We start from the raw sequence: 17050 nt of genomic DNA, 5'->3' as shown, positions 1-17050 counted from the left end.
ATATAATGCAAGGTGTGGTGGTGTTTCTATATGGCTATTGAATTTGACCGTACAAAGGGTGTTCCCAAGTACCTGCAGTTAATCAGTGAGATAAAAAAACTGATTCAAAACGGCGAATGGGAAGCAGGGACCCAGGTGCCTACTGAGCGCGAACTGGCAGAGAGGCTTAATATAAGCAGGAATACTGTCAGCGCTGCCTACAAGGAACTGGAGGCGGAAGGCATTCTGATATCTACCAGGGGCAGGGGCACCTTTGTTACTGACAGTGATGCCGTTATTAAGAGAGAGTCTCTCAAGGAGCGCCTTGTGAAAATAATTGATATGTCAATTGAGGATGCCGCAGAACTGGGGTTCAATATTGATGAATTTCTGGTAATAGCAACACAGCGGGTAATGGCCAAAAAGGAAATGCTGAGCAAAGTCAAAGTGGCCTTCGTTGAGTGCAACAGAGAGCAGTTGGACCAGTTTTCCAGACGTCTTTATCTGGAACACGGGGTATCGATTGTTCCGGTGCTGCTTCAGGACCTTAGAGAAAGAACCGGTCAGATTAATGAGCTGATTGCCGGTACAGACCTGGTTTTGACTACATTGTTCCACCTTCAGGAAGTCAAGGAAATGCTGCAGCTTCCCGAAACGGAAATCATCGGTATTGCCCTGGAGCCGCAAATGGAAACCATTGTCAGGATTGCCCGGCTGGCACAGGGAACAAAACTGGGGATAGTATGCCTTTCTGATACCTTTGCGGCCAAGATTCGCGGTTCTCTTAACAGAGCCGGTATTGATCATCTGGAGATGCTGGCAACTACCAGTAATGAACCCGAAGCCTTAAAGGTATTTATTGATAATGTTGATGCACTGGTGGTCTCCCCTCACAGACTTAAAGAGGTAACTGCCCAAAACACCCAGGGGAAAGAGGTCGTCGAATTCCGCTATCATCCTGATGCGGGTTCGGTTAATACAGTTAAAACAGCCCTGCTGGAACTGAAACGAAGCTGAAAAAGAGAAGCGGGAGGAAAACCAGTTGATGCAAAGAGTCGGGATTACGACAACAATACCTGTTGAGGTAGTTATTGCCGGAGGATGTATTCCGGTTGATTTAAATAATATATTTATTACTTCCGGCTGTACTCAGGATATGGTGGAGGAGGCAGAACTCGCCGGATACCCCAGAAACATATGTGCCTGGATTAAGGGGATATATTCTACAGTCATCCGGAATAGAGAAATTGATACGCTGATTGCGGTGACACAGGGAGACTGCAGTAATACTCATGCCCTTATGGAGACCCTGTCACTGGAAGGAGTTAAAATAATTCCCTTCGCCTATCCCTTTGACCGGGATAGGGACATGCTGCGGCTGCAGATTGAAAAGTTGATGACTGTTTTTGGGGTGGATTGGCAAGAGGTCGGGCGGACTAAGGAAAACCTGGACCGGGTGAGGCAGTTGGTCTGGCAGATAGATGAACATACCTGGCAGGGAAACAGGGTCCGGGGATTCGAAAATCACTTGTGGCAGGTGTCCTGCAGTGACTTCAATGGAGACCCTGGAGTCTTCGCCGGAGAGGTGAAGCAGTACTTGAATCACCTGGAAAGGGCCCCGGAAATTGAGGCCCCGGTCAGGCTGGCATATATTGGGGTGCCGCCTATAATGACTGATTTATATGACTACCTTGAGTCAAGAGGAGCGCGGGTGGTGTTTAACGAGATTCAAAGACAGTTCACTATGCCGTTTGATACCCGCGATATTGTGGAACAATATGCCTGTTACACCTATCCCTACGATATCTTTAGCAGGCTGGAGGATATAACCCGGGAAATTGAGAAGCGGAATATCCACGGGGTGATACATTATGCTCAGAGCTTCTGCTACCGACAGATTCAGGACCTGATTATACGGCGCAAGCTTGACATACCTGTTCTCACAGTTGAGGGAGACAGGCCGCCACACCTGGATGCGCGCACCAAAATGAGGATTGATGCATTTGTGGAAATGCTCAGGTAAGCTCCCGAAAATGACCTCACCATATTCCATGGTCATTCCGGGAGTTAATCTGGAGCCAATAAACTAAGCATCAGGGAGATATACTAACTGAAAGGGGTTGCTTATATTGGAGTTAATTGAAGCTCTAAAATCAAGGCGAAGTATCCGCAGGTTTTTGGATAAGCCGTTTTTTTCTGGGGTGAGGGAAGCTGATGACCGGTAAGAGTGTTTTTGAAATAATCGGGCCGGCAATGATTGGGCCATCCAGTTCCCATACAGCCGGAGCGCTGAGAATAGGCCGGGCGGCCAGATTGGTTCTGGGAGAAAAACCTGCCACTGCGGAAATCGTCTTATACGGATCTTTTGCCAAGACCTACCGTGGGCATGGCACCGATCGGGCCCTGGCTGCAGGTCTGCTGGGAATGAATACAGATGATGACCGGATAAAAGACGCCCTGGCAGCAGCCTCCCGGGAGGGACTGGATATTGTGTTTAAAATCGAGCTTTCGGGCGCTGTCCATCCTAACACTGCAGCCATAATTCTGACCGGTGTTTCCGGCAGGAATGTTACGGTGGAGGGCAGCTCAGTGGGAGGCGGAAATATAGTAATCAGCCGGGTTAACCAGTTTATTGTCAATATCAGAGGTGTCTACCCCACCCTGCTGGTGGAACACAGGGACAGGCCCGGAGTTATTGGCAGGGTGACAACCATTTTAGGCCAGAGTGGAATAAATATTGCTTCCATGAATGTTGTCAGGAAACAAAAGGGGGCAGATAATCTGATGGTTATTGAGATTGATGAACCGGTAACTGAAGAGATACAAAAACAGGTGGCAGCGGCGCCTGAAGTTATTAAAATAATTGCGATGAACTCATTTTAAATGCCGTTTACATGGGGGTTGAAGGATAATGATACTGAGGCATGATTTTGCTGAACTGGTTGAAGAGGCTGAAAAACGAGGCTGTCCGTTGTGGGAAATTGTCATGGAAAGGGAAGAGAAGGAACAAGCGGTGCCGCGGCGGGAATTATGGAATAAGATGACAGACTACTGGCGGACAATGTCTCAGGCTGTGGAGGAAGGCATTAAGGCTGGGAACAGGTCTCTGAGCGGGCTTGTCGGTGAGGAGGCATATCAGCTAAGAAGGTATGCGGAATCGGGACGCGCCCTGGGGGGATCAACTACCGCCATGGCAGCGGCAAGGGCCATGGGAGTGGGTACTGTCAGTGTTTCCATGGGTAAAATAGTGGCTGCCCCTACAGCAGGTTCCAGTGGGATCTTGCCGGCTGTGCTGCTGACAGCAGCCGAACAAACCGGCGCAGGTGAAGACCGGATAATCGGGGGTCTGTTTACCGCCGCCGGAATTGGCCGGATTATTGACGATATTGCCTCGACATCGGGCGCCAGCGGCGGCTGCCAGGCCGAGTGCGGAGCGGCAGCGTGTATGGCGGCAGCTGCAGCAGTGGAGATTGCCGGCGGTACTCCGGGCCAGGCGGCACACGCCGGCGCAATTGCACTAAAAAGTATTCTGGGTTTAGTTTGTGACCCGGTAGCCGGTATGGTAGAAATCCCCTGTATCAAACGGAATGCCATGGGGGCTGCCAATGCCCTGCTGGCTGCCGATATGGCCATGGCGGGAATCGAAAGCCGGATACCTATTGATGAGGTGATTGGGGCCATGAAAGAAATTGGGGATTTGATGCCAGGTTCTCTCAGGGAAACTGCTCAGGCAGGGCTGGCCAATACGCCAACAGCAAGGGCAATTGAACGAAAGATTTTTGGAACAGAATAGGATTAATTGGAGTGTTAGCGGGAGTGTCTCAGTCTAAAGACTTATTTGAGACGCTCTTTTTTTTCCGTGAATAGTTGACAAAATTGTTATTACTGTATATAGTGTATATATACAGTATATGGTGTATATGTACAGTGCATATTGAAGGGGGAGGTGCCTGTGAAAATAATCATTTCTAACAGCTCTCAGGAACCTATATATGAGCAGATTACCAAACAATTCAAAGACAGCATTATCAGAGGGGAGCTTTCCCCGGGGGAGGCTCTGCCATCAATCAGAAACCTGGCAAAACAGCTGCAGATAAGTGTCATCACCACAAAGAGGGCTTATGAGGAATTGGAAAAGGAAGGTTTTATAGAAACTGTAGGCGGTAAAGGCTCCTTCGTATCCGGGCAGAATAAGGAATTGCTAAAGGAGATAAGGCTTAAGGCGATTGAGGAAAAACTGGCTGAAGCTGTAATGGAGGGTAAGGTGCTGGATATCAGCCTGTCTCAACTGCAGGACATGCTTCAATTGCTATATGAGGAGGGGGAGTAATGGATAATATTCTGGAGATAAGGAATTTGAAAAAGGATTTCGGTGATTTTGCTCTGAAGGACATTTCCTTCAGCCTGGAAAAAGGTTATATAATGGGCTTTATTGGCCCAAACGGGGCCGGGAAGAGTACGACGATTAAGCTGATTATGAACCTCATAAGGAGAGATGCCGGCGAGATTGAAGTTTTTGGCCTGGATAACCGGGAACATGAGCTGACTGTTAAGGAACGGATTGGATTTGTTTATGATGAAAGTCATTATTATGAAGAACTGACAATAAATGAAATGAAACGAATTATCGCCCGGTTTTACAAGCAGTGGGATGATAGCATTTTTAACAAGTATCTCAGGGAATTTGGCCTGCAGCCGGACAAAAAAATTAAAAACCTTTCCAAGGGGATGAAAATGAAGTTCTCCCTTGCCGCAGCGATCTCTCACAATGCGGAACTGATTATTATGGATGAACCCACCTCCGGGCTGGACCCCATATTTCGCAACGAAATACTTGATATCCTGAGAGATCTGCTGCAGGATGAGAATAAAGGAGTGCTTTTTTCAACACATATAACTACAGACCTGGATAAAGCCGCTGATTATATCACCTTTATTCATAACGGGGAGTTGGTCTTGACCGGCTCAAAGGAGTCTATTATTGAAAAATACGGGGTGGTCAAGGGCGGCCAGGAACTCCTCGACAGGGATACGAGAAAGGAGTTTCTGGGAATGAGGGAAACCGGTTTTGGCTTTGAGGCCCTTACCGGCAATGTGGAAAGGGTACGCAAGCTGTTTGGCGGCAGTGTTATCATCGAGAGGCCGTCCCTGGAGGATATTATGTTATATACTGTGAGGGGGAGTGCAAATGCTTAATCTGGTGCTGAAAGACATCCTGATTCAGAAGAAGAGTTTTCTGATTGCCCTGGTGTACAGTGTGTTTCTCTTTGTGATTTTTAGCAATGAGGTCTTCAGGGAGGCCGTATATATTATGGGGACTGTTGCCATAGCTTACATTATGGTGGTTACTTCCAATGCCTATGATGATAAATATAAAAGTGAAATAATAATCAACAGCCTGCCTGTTAAAAGGAGATCAGTGGTTCTCTCAAAATATCTGGCAGCAGCGGTTTTTGTTGTTCTTGGCTTGATTATTGCCGGCACAGTGGGGGCAGTCATTATCACTGCCGGGATTCCGCTTTCCGTCAGGTATCTTAACCTATATGACACTGTTTTTGCGTTATCATTGGTTGCCCTTTTGGCATCCCTTTACTATCCATTATATTTCCGGTTTGGTTACGCTCTGTCCAGGATGATCAATATGGTTTTATTTCTGGCGCTGTTTTTTGGTCCGAGTGCGCTGGTGGGTTATTACAGGCAGAACATGGATTACGGCACAGCACAACAGCTGGCTGCCCGCCTGCAGGATTTTCCTGCATGGGCTCCGGGGATCTCGGCATTGGCTGCGGTAATGCTGCTAACGGTTGTTTCGGCCTTAATCTCCCTGAAGATATATGAAACCAAAGATTTCTAACGGTTCCATATCTGCCGGAACTTGAACTATTTCCATAACAGTGCTAAAATTGAAAATAGTGGCATCGCCAAAAGAGACCGCGATGGTCTCTTTTTTGATATGTGGAGATTTCTAACGGAGCTGATCTGATGTATTGTGGAATTGACCTTGGCAGCAGGCAGGTTAAAATAGTTTTTTTCCGCAACGGGAAAACTTTCGATAAGTATGAATTTGATACAGTGGAGTTTTACAAAAAGTACGGTCATAAAGAAGGAAACCGGCTGGTGGTAGACTTTTCCGCCTTGGGGCTGCCTGTCCCGGACCTGGAGAGCGGAGGCGGAGACAGGCTGGTTACTACCGGTTATGGCCGGAACACCATTATGATAAGGGGTGGGGAGGAGATTCCCGAAATAAAGGCACATGCTCTTGGAGCCGCATGGCAGACAGGGCTGGAGAACTTTACCCTGCTTGACCTTGGCGGGCAGGATACAAAGGTAGTGATGGTGCGTAATGGGAAATTAGCTGATTTTCAGACAAACGATAAATGTGCCGCCGGTTCAGGAAGATACCTGGAAAACATGGCTGCAGTCCTGGGAATAAGCCTTGGGGAATTAAGCGCCTTCAGGGAAAACCCCGTTGACCTGGCAGCGACCTGTGCCATTTTCGGGGAATCGGAACTGGTGGGGAAAATAATTGAGGGCTACCCGATTGAAGAGCTGGGCGCCGGTGTAAACTATGCTATATATAAAAGGATAAAACCCATGCTTCTGCAGCTGGCCAGCCCGGTACTGGTATTTACCGGAGGGGTTGCATATAATAAGGCATTGAAAGAAATTCTGAGTGAGGAGCTGGGGCTTGAAGTTATTGTCCCGGAATACCCTCAGCACAATGGCGCTATCGGCTGCTGTGTGCATGCCGGACTGCTTGCGGAACACTAACAGATTACCGAATGTTACCAAGAAAGTTTACCTGAAAAGGAGTTTGTGATGAAACTAACGGTACTTGGATGCTGGGCTCCATATCCCAGGGCCGGGGGGGCTTGTTCCGGCTACCTGGTTCAGGCCGGCAGCCAAAATATTCTCATCGAGTGTGGCAACGGAGTAATGAGTAATCTCCAGAAATATATTGATTTCCGCTCTCTTGATGCAGTAGTGGTTTCCCACCTCCATCCCGACCATTACATGGATTTATTTTGCCTGAGGCATGCTGTTAGCGGAGCCAGGAGGACTGACTCCTCTATGGGTCCCCTGCCCCTGTACCTGCCGGGGGAACCGGAAAAGGCTTTTGGGGAAATCAGCCGCTTTACAGACGCCTTTGACATTAGACCTGTGGAAGCTCTGCCGCAGGTACGGCATAATAGCCTGGAGGTTTTTCAGGCGGTTATCGGTGAAGTCAGTATCAGCTTCATCCAAGCCGATCACCCTCTGAAGACCTTTGCCATGGTTATTTCGGGTGAGGGCAGGCTATTCTATTCCGCAGATACCAAATGGTGTGCGCATCTGCCCGGTGCAGCAGCAGGAGTGGACCTCGCTCTCTGTGAGGCCAGCGTTATTGAGAAGGACAGGGAGTATACCTCTGTCGGGCATTTAACTGCAAAACAGGCGGGGGAACTGGCACGTGAGGCCGGGGCCGGACAGTTGGTGATTACCCACTTCTGGCCGGAATACAGTCTGGATACAATTATTAAAGAGGCTGAAAATGGTTTTGGGGGAGCAGTGACAGCTGCCGTTGAAGGTCTGCAGATACAGGTTGAACCTTTTGCTTTACTGCATGCCCCAGGCTGTAAGAAGGTATAAATAATTACAAATTAAATGATCAGGAGGCCTGAAAATGACCAGAATAGATGGCAGGTCCGCAGATGAGATGCGGCCGGTAAAGATAACCAGGAATTTCACGAAATATGCTGAAGGCTCGGTATTGATTGAGGTTGGCGAGACAAAGGTGATCTGTACTGCCACAGTAGAGGAAAAAGTACCGCCTTTTATGAAAGGCGAGGGCAGGGGATGGGTGACTGCAGAGTATTCTATGCTGCCCAGGTCGGCTCCGGTCCGCATTATCAGGGAGTCCTCCAAAGGGAAGGTCAGTGGGCGCACTCATGAGATCCAGCGTCTGGTGGGACGTGCCCTGAGGTCTGTGGTGGACCTTGAGGCTCTGGGGGAAAGAACCGTGTTTATTGACTGTGATGTTATCCAGGCAGATGGGGGGACCAGGACGGCTTCTATAACCGGAGCCTTTGTGGCCCTTGTTGATGCTTTGGGCAAGCTGGTTGGTCAGAAGAGCATTGGGAGGTTTCCTGTGAGGGAATATTTGGCTGCAGTCAGTGTGGGCAAGGTACAGGACGGGATACTGCTGGACCTGGCATATAGTGAAGACAGTAAAGCCCAGGTGGATATGAATGTAGTTATGACTGATACAGGTAAATTTGTTGAGGTTCAGGGAACCGCTGAGGGGGCTCCCTTCACAACGGCTGAATTTGAAGCACTCATGGAGGCCGCCCGTAAAGGCATCGCGGAATTGGTGAGTATCCAAAAACAGGCTCTGGGGGACCTGGGAGAAATGTTGTTAACAGAGCGGAAGAAGGAGCAAGAATATGAAAAGAATAATACTGGCCACCGGTAACCAGGGTAAGGTCAGGGAGTTAAAAGAGATACTTGGCAGTCAGGATATTCAAGTCCTTTCCCTTAGGGATTTCCCGGATATCGGGGAGATTGTCGAGGATGGCGTTACATTTGCGGAAAATGCCCTGAAAAAAGCCAAAACAGTTGCCGAGGCTACCGGACTCATAGCAGTTGCTGATGATTCCGGCCTGGAAGTGGATTTTCTTGAAGGCGCTCCCGGCATATACTCAGCACGGTTTGCCGGAGAAGGGAAAAATGACCTTGATAATAACCTGAAGTTATTGTCCCTGATGAAGGATGTCCCTGACCAACAGCGTATTGCCAGGTTCAGGTGTGTCATTGCTGTGGCCACACCCTGTGGCGAGACATATACTGCCGAAGGTATCTGTGAAGGTGTGGTGGCATGGGAGATGAGGGGTGACCAGGGTTTTGGCTATGATCCCCTGTTTTTTCTTCCTGAGTATGAGAAAACCTTTGCCCAACTGGAACCGGACATAAAGAACCGCATCAGCCACCGGGGGAAAGCCCTGGCCAAGGCGGAGAGCGTTCTTGCCGGAGTGATTGAAAGGGTTGAGATGGAACAATGCGGATTGGGGTAGTAAGTGATACTCATGGGAAGCCTGATTTTTTCCGCGAGGCTGTCAGACAAATGGGTGCAGTGGACCTGTTAATTCATGCGGGGGACCATTTCAGTGATGCTGTTAGTATGAGCAGGGAAACAGGAATCGAGGTGGTTGCGGTTACCGGTAATTGTGACTGGCATGCTACCGGCCCGGCCGAAGAGGAACTGGATATCATGGGTTATAAGATACTGGTGACTCATGGCCACAGGTATGGAGTCAAAATTGATAATACAAAACTGGTCCAGAAGCTCAGGGAAGGTAAATACGACCTCATCATTTACGGCCATTCCCATTGCCCGGAAATAACGCACCTGCCCGACGGCTGTCTCTTAAATCCCGGCAGTGTCTCAGCTCCGCGGAGAGGCAGCAGCCATTCCTATGCTATAGTTACGATTGATAAAAAAGGAATCTCACCGTATATTTATGAACTAAAGCGGCAATTATAAAGATTGTTGAGTTAGTAAGTGATTTGTGGTATACTATGTTATGCTAATACCTGACCTGCGCCGCTTGGCAGCTAAATGCAGCAGTACTAATGGACATGTCCGTCAGGGTACTGCCTGAGTAAAAAAACTGTAATAATACCCGGTTTAGCTGTCAGAGCCTAATGTAAATTAATGAAATTTGCAGTAAAATTAGGCATGTAAAAAGGTATTGACGATGATGCTTTTTTGAGTTATACTATTCATTGTCAGTTTAACGGGATGTAGCGCAGTTTGGTAGCGCACTTGCCTTGGGAGCAAGGGGTCGGGGGTTCAAATCCCTCCATCCCGACCATTAATTTCCTGAGTAATAGGCAGGGTCCGGAGAGGGATAATATGTTTAATGGTAGACATATTACATGCGGGTGTAGCTCAATGGTAGAGCCCTAGCCTTCCAAGCTAGTCGTGTGGGTTCGATTCCCATCACCCGCTCCACTTATTTGAGCGCCTATAGCTCAGTGGATAGAGCAACGGACTTCTAATCCGTGTGCCGGAGGTTCGAGTCCTCCTAGGCGCGCCATTAGTTATTGGATAAATGCTAATATTTATTTTCATGGTGGCTGTAGTCAAGAGGTTAAGACACAGGATTGTGGCTCCTGCACTCGTGGGTTCGAATCCCATCAGCCACCCCATAAATCCAACATTCATCATAATGTGTATTGGGGCGTAGCCAAGCTGGTAAGGCAGCGGACTTTGACTCCGCCATTCGTAGGTTCGAGTCCTGCCGCCCCAGCCATTTTGAGCCATTAGCTCAGTTGGTAGAGCACCTGACTTTTAATCAGGGTGTCGCTGGTTCGAGCCCAGCATGGCTCACCATATTGTTGATTAGCGCCCGTCATTTATAGAGTGACGGGCTTTTTTGCATTTGCAAAACCAGACACCATGATTTTTGTAAGATGCCACACAAACAGAATTATTTTAAGGGTTTGGCACGCTGTTGCCGAACCTGTTTTTCATATTGAAGGAGAGAGCCCTTAAGCAAATACGAATAATATCGAAACATTGCGAGCAATTACAGACAAAGGTTACAGGGAAAATAAAAAAGAATGTCGAAAGATGAATAAAGTGCAAGTTAAACGTTTATAAGAAACAAAGTAAATTTACACTTAGATCAGGAGTGTAACCATAATGCAAGTTTTTGATAATATCTCGAAAATCGTAAAAGATGATTTGGAAGTGGAACTCAAAAAGAATAGCTGCTTATCTATTGCCGCGGCTTGTTTTTCTATCTATGCTTTTCAGGAGCTCAAAGAACAACTGGAAGGGCTTGACGAGCTTCGCTTCATCTTCACATCCCCTACGTTCACAACGGAGAAAGCCAAGAAAGAAAAGCGTGAATTTTACATACCACGTTTATCCCGTGAAAGAAGCCTTTACGGAACAGAATTTGAAGTCAAGCTTCGAAACGAACTGACACAAAAAGCCGTTGCCAGGGAATGTGCAGAATGGATACGTAAAAAGGCAATATTTAAGTCTAATGTTACTAATGAGAACATGGGCGGTTTTCTTAACATCACTTCAAGCGGCAGTGCGATAACCTATATGCCGCTGGGCGGCTTTACGACAGTTGATATAGGCTGCGAGCGTGGAAACAACAGCTATAACATGGTAACAAAACTGGAGTCCCCTTTAAGTCAGGAATTTATCCGTCTGTTTGATAATCTTTGGAGTGATATCGATAAATTGCAGGAAGTCACGGATGAGGTAATTGAAAATATCACTGTTGCTTACAATGAAAATTCCGCTAATTTCATATATTTTGTGACCTTGTATAACATCTTCAATGAGTTTCTTGATGATATTTCCGAGGATGTATTGCCCAATGAAGCGACTGGCTTCAAGGAAAGCAAGATTTGGAATCTCCTATATGATTTCCAAAAAGACGCTGCTCTTGCCATTATCAATAAACTTGAGAAGTACCATGGCTGCATCCTTGCTGACAGTGTTGGACTGGGTAAGACATTTACCTCTATTGCCGTAATTAAATATTATGAAAACAGAAATAAGTCAGCCCTTGTCCTATGCCCCAAGAAATTGGGTGACAACTGGGATACATATAAGGAGAATTATGTGAATAACCCTATTGCATCTGACAGGCTTAATTATGATGTGCTCTATCATACGGATCTCTCGCGCAGTTATGGAAAATCAAACGCCTTGGATTTAGACCGTTTGAATTGGGGAAATTATGATCTGGTTGTTATTGACGAATCACATAATTTCCGTAATGGCGGTCAATTTTCAGGTGAAGATGGCGAAAAAGAAAATCGTTACTTGAAACTGCTCAATAAAGTGGTTCGTGCCGGAGTGAAGACAAAGGTGCTTATGCTTTCTGCAACTCCCGTAAATAACAGGTTCAATGACCTCAAAAATCAGCTGGCTCTTGCTTACGAGGGCAACGCAAAGCTCATAAATGATAAACTGAACACAGCTAAGCCTATCGATGAAATATTCAGAAACGCACAAAAAGTCTTCAATATGTGGAGCAAACTTGACCTGGCTGATCAAAAGACAGCTAAACTGCTAAAAATGCTGGACTTTGATTTTTTTGAGGTACTGGACAACGTAACTATAGCCCGTTCAAGAAAGCATATTGAAAAATACTATAATACAGAGGAAATTGGCAAGTTCCCTGAAAGACTCAAACCCATTTCCCTTTATCCTTGTTTAACGGATTTAGGCTCTGCCATTAACTATAATCAAATATATGAGTGTCTGATGCAGCTCAACCTGGCAGTATATATTCCATCAAACTATATCTTCCCCAGTAAGATGGACAAGTATATGGATATGACCCGCAATAAAGGTGCAGGCCTTACGCAAGTCGGGCGTGAACAAGGTATTAGACGATTGATGAGCATAAATCTCCTGAAGCGTCTGGAAAGTTCGGTTTACTCATTCAGTCTTACTCTTTCGCGCATGAAACAATTCATTGAAAAAACCATTGAAAGCATTGATGAATTCGAAAATAACGGCACGACTTTGCTTGATATGGTTGACATCACCGAGAGCACAGACTTGGATCTAGATGACCAGAACACCGACTTTTTCTCAGTTGGCAAAAAGGTAAAAATCGATCTTGTAGATATGGACTATAAGAGCTGGCGGGATGAGTTGGTACAGGACGCTGATACCTTGGAACTATTGACTTTGATGATTGACGACATTACACCGGAACATGATACAAAGCTCCAGACCCTGTTTGAAATCCTTGCAAAGAAACTGGAGCAGCCCATTAATGACAACAACAAGAAAGTTTTGATATTCACCGCATTTTCGGACACCGCCGAATACTTGTACAGCAATGTGAGCAAGTTCATTAAAAGCGACTTCGGGCTGGACACCGCAATGATAACCGGTTCTGTGGATGGCAAAACCACCATTCCAAAGTTTAGGGTCACTCTGAATAATGTCTTGACCTGTTTTTCACCTGTCTCAAAGGATAAGGCGTTGCTCATGCCGGATTCGAATGACAGCATTGATATTCTAATTGCTACCGATTGCATCTCCGAAGGTCAGAATTTGCAGGACTGCGACTATTTGATAAACTATGACATTCATTGGAACCCTGTGCGTATCATACAGCGCTTCGGACGTATCGACCGCATCGGAAGCCGTAACAACTATATCCAGCTTGTAAACTTCTGGCCTGACTTGTCGCTTGACGAATACATAAACCTAAAAAGCCGAGTGGAAATTCGGATGAAAATCTCGGTGATGACCTCCACAGGGGATGATGACCCTCTCAATGCCGAGGAACAGGGAGATTTGGAATACCGCAAACAGCAGCTCAAACGCTTGCAGGAAGAAGTTGTTGACATTGAGGATATGTCCAGCAGTATTTCCATTATGGATTTGGGACTCAATGAATTCAGACTGGATTTGCTGGACTACATTAAAAACAATCCTGATTTGGACAAGACCCCATTTGGTATGCACGCTATCGTTCCGGCAGCGGAAGACGCTCCTGCCGGAGTAATCTATGTGTTAAAAAACATCAACGGCGGTGTGAACATCGACAACCAGAACAGATTGCACCCGTTTTATATGGTTTACATATCAAATGAAGGCGATGTTATCTATGATCACCTTTCACCGAAGGAATTGCTGGATAAAATGCGATTTCTCTGCAAGAGCAAGGTGGAGCCGGACGATGAACTCTGCAAAGACTTCAACAAAGAAACCAAAGACGGAAAGGATATGCATAAGTATTCCGAACTCTTAGGTGACGCTGTCAAGTCCATTATTGACGTAAAAGAAGCAGGCGACATTGACAGCTTGTTCCGCAGCGGCGGCACTTCGGCTTTGTTGTCAGAAGTGACTGGCTTGGATGATTTTGAGCTGATTTGTTTCCTGGTTGTAAAATAATTTGGAAAGGAGCAGGCAAATGCTATCATTGCCACAATCGACTGAATATAACAAGCGAATACCGAAGCAGAAATTTTATGATAACCTTTCTGTCACGCCGGAACTGAATCGGGCATTTGTCGAGCAAATTTCCGCTATCTATTGGAAAAACAAGCTGGCGACCGGCACATTAAATGTAGGACCAGGCGAAAATGTGACTGAGCTGGAAGTCTTTGAGATAAAGCTGAATCAGCCAAGCCTTGATATACGAGTTTTACAGTTGATTGACAAAGAGATACCGTACCACATTCTCTATCTGATGGAATATGGCGGTGAATATCAGGCATGGATTGGGTATAAGGAACCCAGCCCTGCTAAAGCGGATACATTCAAGGTCAACACCTATTATCATACCGAGTGGCTGCCCTTTGATAAACTTCCTCTCCGGCTGGATGGACTGAACATTGACTCAATTTACGATAATTTCATACGACAGATAGCCGGATCACGGCTGACTTCTGTAGGAGAATCCGTGTCCGGAGCGAAAGCAAGCTTAAGAGATGCTGTCGAGCGTGATGAAAAGCGGCAAAAGCTGCTAAAGCAGATTGCAGCCGTAGAAAACAAAGTCAACTCAGAAAAACAGTTTAATAAACAGGTGAAGCTTAATGAAGAGCTGAAACTGCTGAAAAAGGAAATGGAGAGATTGACTTGAAAACAGAAATTATCGTTGCTATTTTAAGTGCCTTTACGACGATTATGACCTTAATCATAACGAATTACTTTACTAAAAGGAACCAATTGAAATTGGACGAAAGAAAACTCAAGGAAGAATACTACACAAATTATATTAAAGCTTTAAGTGAAAATGTTCTATCCACAGATTTTAATAAAGCTAGTGATAGTATTAGCGATGCTCAAAACAAATTGCTTCTGATAGGTAGCTCAGATGTCGTTGAAAATCTGATGGCTTTTCATAATGCAGTCAAACCATCTAGTCCGCCACTGACTGGAAGCGAACACGATATTTTATTAACAAAGTTAATAAAATCCATGCGAGTAGACCTTTTTGGAAATATAAAAGTGAATAACAATTACCCGACAATACATTTAACAGGGATTGCCCCTTATGATAAAAGAGGAGGACAAAGCTAATGGATAAGATGCGGATGGAGTCGGTAGACATGACCGAGCAGAATGTTGATAAAATAGGGGCATTGTTCCCGAATGTGATAACCGAAGCAAAGGACGAAAACGGCAAATTGAAAAAATCAATTAACTTTGAGTTATTGAAACAAATGCTGTCTGACGACGTGCTGGACGGTGATGAAGCTTATGAATTTACCTGGGTCGGCAAAAAGGTTTCTATTGTCGAAGCCGGAAAGCCCACACGCAAAACGCTTCGCCCCTGTAAGGAAGAAAGCAAAGATTGGGATACTACAGAGAACATCTACATCGAGGGTGACAACCTCGATGTGCTGAAACTTTTGCAGGAGAGCTACCTCGGTAAGGTTAAAATGGTGTATATCGACCCGCCCTACAATACGGGGAGCGACTTCATTTACCGTGACGACTTCGCGCAAAGCCGGGAGGAGTACGACGAGGAGGCGGGCGTATACGACGAGGACGGCTATCGCCTTTTTAAAAACACCGAAACAAACGGACGCTTCCACTCCGACTGGTGCAGCATGATTTATCCACGCCTTGTGCTTGTGCGGAATCTGCTTGCATCTGATGGAGTTATTTTTATCTCCATTGATGATGGTGAAGTCGCACAATTGAGGAAGGTTTGTGATGAAGTATTCGGTTCACAGAATTTCGTGGCTTCAATTGTTTGGCAAAAAAGAACCGCGCCTGATATGCGAAAGCGCATCAGTGCAGGACACGACTATATTATCGTTTACACAAAAAATGAAGCTCTTGAAACCGACGCATTAAATCAGCTTCAATTTGACGAAAAAGATATTCAAAGATATAAAAATCCAGATAATGACCCTCGCGGTCCTTGGATCTCTACTGACTGCACTGCTCAAGCTGGGCATGGAACAAAGGATCAGTTCTACACATATACAACACCGAAAGGTAGAATTATTGAGTTACAGCCGGGATTGTGTTGGCGCTACACAAAGAAAAAAATGGACGAAGAAGTTGAAGCTGGACGGATATGGTTTGGCATAGATGGAATGGGAGTGCCTCGAAAGAAAACCTACTTATCTGCAACGTCTGGGAAAAATCTATGGACGTGGTGGACGCATTCAGAAGTAGGTCATACACAAGAAGCTACAAAAGAGACCGCTTCGGTACTCGGCGCTTCTGGTATTTTTAATTACCCAAAACCCTTACGGTTGCTGAGAAGAAGTGTCCAGATAGCATCTACCCCTGACTCTCTTATTCTCGACTTCTTTTCCGGCTCTGCCACCACTGCCCATGCAGTCATGCAACTTAACGCTGAAGACGGCGGCAAGCGTAAATTCATCATGGTTCAATTGCCCGAACCCTGTGATGAAAAAAGCGAAGCTGCCAAAGCGGGTTACAAAAATATTTGTGAAATCGGCAAAGAACGTATCCGCCGTGCTGGGGAAAAAATCAAGGAAGAAGCTGGCCTCACAGCCCAAGATCTTGACATAGGCTTCCGTGTCTTGAAGCTCGACAGCACCAATATGAAAGACGTGTACTACGGAGCTGCCGAGTATTCACAGAGCTTGCTTGATGACCTCACAAGCAATATTAAAGACGATCGTACCGATTTGGACTTGCTGTATAGCTGTTTGCTCGAATGGGGTCTGCCCCTTTCTTTGCCACACACTAGCGAGGAAATTGGCGGTGTGACGGTGCATACTATCAATGACGGAGACTTGATTGCCTGCTTTGCAGATAATATCAGCGAAGCGGTCATTAAAGAAATTGCCAAACGCCAGCCCCTCCGTGCTTTGTTCCGTGACAGCAGCTTTGCCAGTTCCCCTGAAAAAATCAATGTGGAGGAAATCTTTAAATTGCTAGCACCGAAAACAAGTGTGAAGGTGATATGATATGAAGCAGGAAGACAAAGTCATTATTCTTGATGACAACCCTATCATACGCCGACGGATGCCGTAAGAAACAGTTCATTTTAATGAGATTCTGAGAGTGAAAAACTCTCACCACTGGTGAGAGAAATTAGCTGGAGCGGAG

General features: G+C 46.1%; 16 protein-coding genes and 6 tRNA genes. All 22 read left to right on the top strand.

Translation table 11 applies throughout. The features are described 5' to 3' along the window. Positions 1-30 precede the first annotated feature (30 nt). The 22 genes from Ga0451573_RS06815 (at position 31) to Ga0451573_RS06710 (ending at position 16908) form a co-directional block, all read left to right on the top strand. Entirely contained in the window at positions 31-996 is a 966-nt protein-coding gene (locus tag Ga0451573_RS06815) for a GntR family transcriptional regulator (protein ID WP_231683136.1), read from the top strand. 28 nt (positions 997-1024) lie between these two features. Continuing rightward, positions 1025-2002: a 2-hydroxyacyl-CoA dehydratase family protein gene (locus tag Ga0451573_RS06810; protein WP_231683269.1), complete on the top strand. Its 978-nt coding sequence runs from the start codon at positions 1025-1027 to the stop codon at positions 2000-2002. A gap of 191 nt (positions 2003-2193) precedes the next feature. Then, positions 2194-2862, top strand: coding sequence for an L-serine ammonia-lyase, iron-sulfur-dependent subunit beta (gene sdaAB, locus Ga0451573_RS06805; protein WP_231683135.1), 669 nt, complete (start codon positions 2194-2196; stop codon positions 2860-2862). Positions 2863-2890: 28 nt separating this feature from the next. Next, the gene (sdaAA, locus tag Ga0451573_RS06800) at positions 2891-3772 is read left to right on the top strand and encodes an L-serine ammonia-lyase, iron-sulfur-dependent, subunit alpha (protein WP_231683134.1); all 882 of its coding nucleotides are present in this window, start codon (positions 2891-2893) and stop codon (positions 3770-3772) included. 159 nt (positions 3773-3931) lie between these two features. Further along, positions 3932-4309, top strand: coding sequence for a GntR family transcriptional regulator (locus Ga0451573_RS06795; protein ID WP_231683133.1), 378 nt, complete (start codon positions 3932-3934; stop codon positions 4307-4309). Continuing rightward, positions 4309-5175 carry an ABC transporter ATP-binding protein gene (locus tag Ga0451573_RS06790; RefSeq protein ID WP_231683132.1) on the top strand — a complete coding sequence of 289 codons (867 nt, stop codon included), beginning with the start codon at positions 4309-4311 and terminating at the stop codon, positions 5173-5175. Before Ga0451573_RS06795 ends, Ga0451573_RS06790 begins: the two co-directional genes overlap by 1 nt. Next, the gene (locus Ga0451573_RS06785) at positions 5168-5833 is read left to right on the top strand and encodes an ABC-2 transporter permease (RefSeq protein WP_231683131.1); all 666 of its coding nucleotides are present in this window, start codon (positions 5168-5170) and stop codon (positions 5831-5833) included. The genes Ga0451573_RS06790 and Ga0451573_RS06785 overlap by 8 nt, the downstream gene beginning before the upstream one ends. Positions 5834-5961: 128 nt before the next feature. Continuing rightward, on the top strand, positions 5962-6750 hold the full coding sequence (locus tag Ga0451573_RS06780; protein ID WP_231683130.1) for an acyl-CoA dehydratase activase: 789 nt from the start codon (positions 5962-5964) through the stop codon (positions 6748-6750). Positions 6751-6798: 48 nt separating this feature from the next. Next, positions 6799-7608: an MBL fold metallo-hydrolase gene (locus Ga0451573_RS06775; RefSeq protein ID WP_231683129.1), complete on the top strand. Its 810-nt coding sequence runs from the start codon at positions 6799-6801 to the stop codon at positions 7606-7608. A gap of 34 nt (positions 7609-7642) precedes the next feature. Next, entirely contained in the window at positions 7643-8431 is a 789-nt protein-coding gene (gene rph / locus Ga0451573_RS06770; RefSeq protein WP_231683128.1) for a ribonuclease PH, read from the top strand. Continuing rightward, entirely contained in the window at positions 8403-9029 is a 627-nt protein-coding gene (locus Ga0451573_RS06765) for an XTP/dITP diphosphatase (protein ID WP_231683127.1), read from the top strand. The genes rph and Ga0451573_RS06765 overlap by 29 nt, the downstream gene beginning before the upstream one ends. Continuing rightward, positions 9014-9499 (top strand): metallophosphoesterase family protein, encoded by a 486-nt coding sequence (locus tag Ga0451573_RS06760; RefSeq protein ID WP_231683126.1) that lies wholly within the window; start codon positions 9014-9016, stop codon positions 9497-9499. Before Ga0451573_RS06765 ends, Ga0451573_RS06760 begins: the two co-directional genes overlap by 16 nt. Before the next feature lie 254 nt (positions 9500-9753). Then, positions 9754-9830: transfer RNA gene (locus Ga0451573_RS06755), tRNA-Pro, on the top strand. 66 nt (positions 9831-9896) lie between these two features. Then, positions 9897-9970, top strand: a tRNA-Gly gene (locus tag Ga0451573_RS06750). Between the two features lie 9 nt (positions 9971-9979). After that, positions 9980-10055: transfer RNA gene (locus tag Ga0451573_RS06745), tRNA-Arg, on the top strand. A gap of 36 nt (positions 10056-10091) precedes the next feature. Then, a tRNA-His gene (locus Ga0451573_RS06740) sits at positions 10092-10167 on the top strand. Positions 10168-10195: 28 nt separating this feature from the next. Then, positions 10196-10271 (top strand) — tRNA-Gln (locus Ga0451573_RS06735). Positions 10272-10275: 4 nt separating this feature from the next. After that, positions 10276-10351: transfer RNA gene (locus tag Ga0451573_RS06730), tRNA-Lys, on the top strand. A 312-nt stretch (positions 10352-10663) separates the two neighbouring features. Then, a complete protein-coding gene (locus tag Ga0451573_RS06725) occupies positions 10664-13903 on the top strand; it encodes a helicase-related protein (RefSeq protein ID WP_231683125.1) in 3240 nt (1079 codons plus the stop codon). A 19-nt stretch (positions 13904-13922) separates the two neighbouring features. Continuing rightward, positions 13923-14594, top strand: a complete 672-nt coding sequence (locus Ga0451573_RS06720) for a DUF4391 domain-containing protein (RefSeq protein WP_231683124.1) — start codon at positions 13923-13925, stop codon at positions 14592-14594. Next, a complete protein-coding gene (locus tag Ga0451573_RS06715; RefSeq protein WP_231683123.1) occupies positions 14591-15034 on the top strand; it encodes a hypothetical protein in 444 nt (147 codons plus the stop codon). Before Ga0451573_RS06720 ends, Ga0451573_RS06715 begins: the two co-directional genes overlap by 4 nt. Further along, positions 15034-16908, top strand: a complete 1875-nt coding sequence (locus Ga0451573_RS06710; protein ID WP_231683122.1) for a site-specific DNA-methyltransferase — start codon at positions 15034-15036, stop codon at positions 16906-16908. Before Ga0451573_RS06715 ends, Ga0451573_RS06710 begins: the two co-directional genes overlap by 1 nt. The last annotated feature ends 142 nt before the right edge of the window (positions 16909-17050 follow it).

Origin of the sequence: Phosphitispora fastidiosa (assembly GCF_019008365.1) — a bacterium.
Lineage (GTDB): Bacteria > Bacillota > Thermincolia > Thermincolales > UBA2595 > Phosphitispora > Phosphitispora fastidiosa.
The sequence above is the reverse complement of the archived record's forward strand: the minus strand, read 5'-3'. Positions and strand labels throughout refer to the sequence as shown.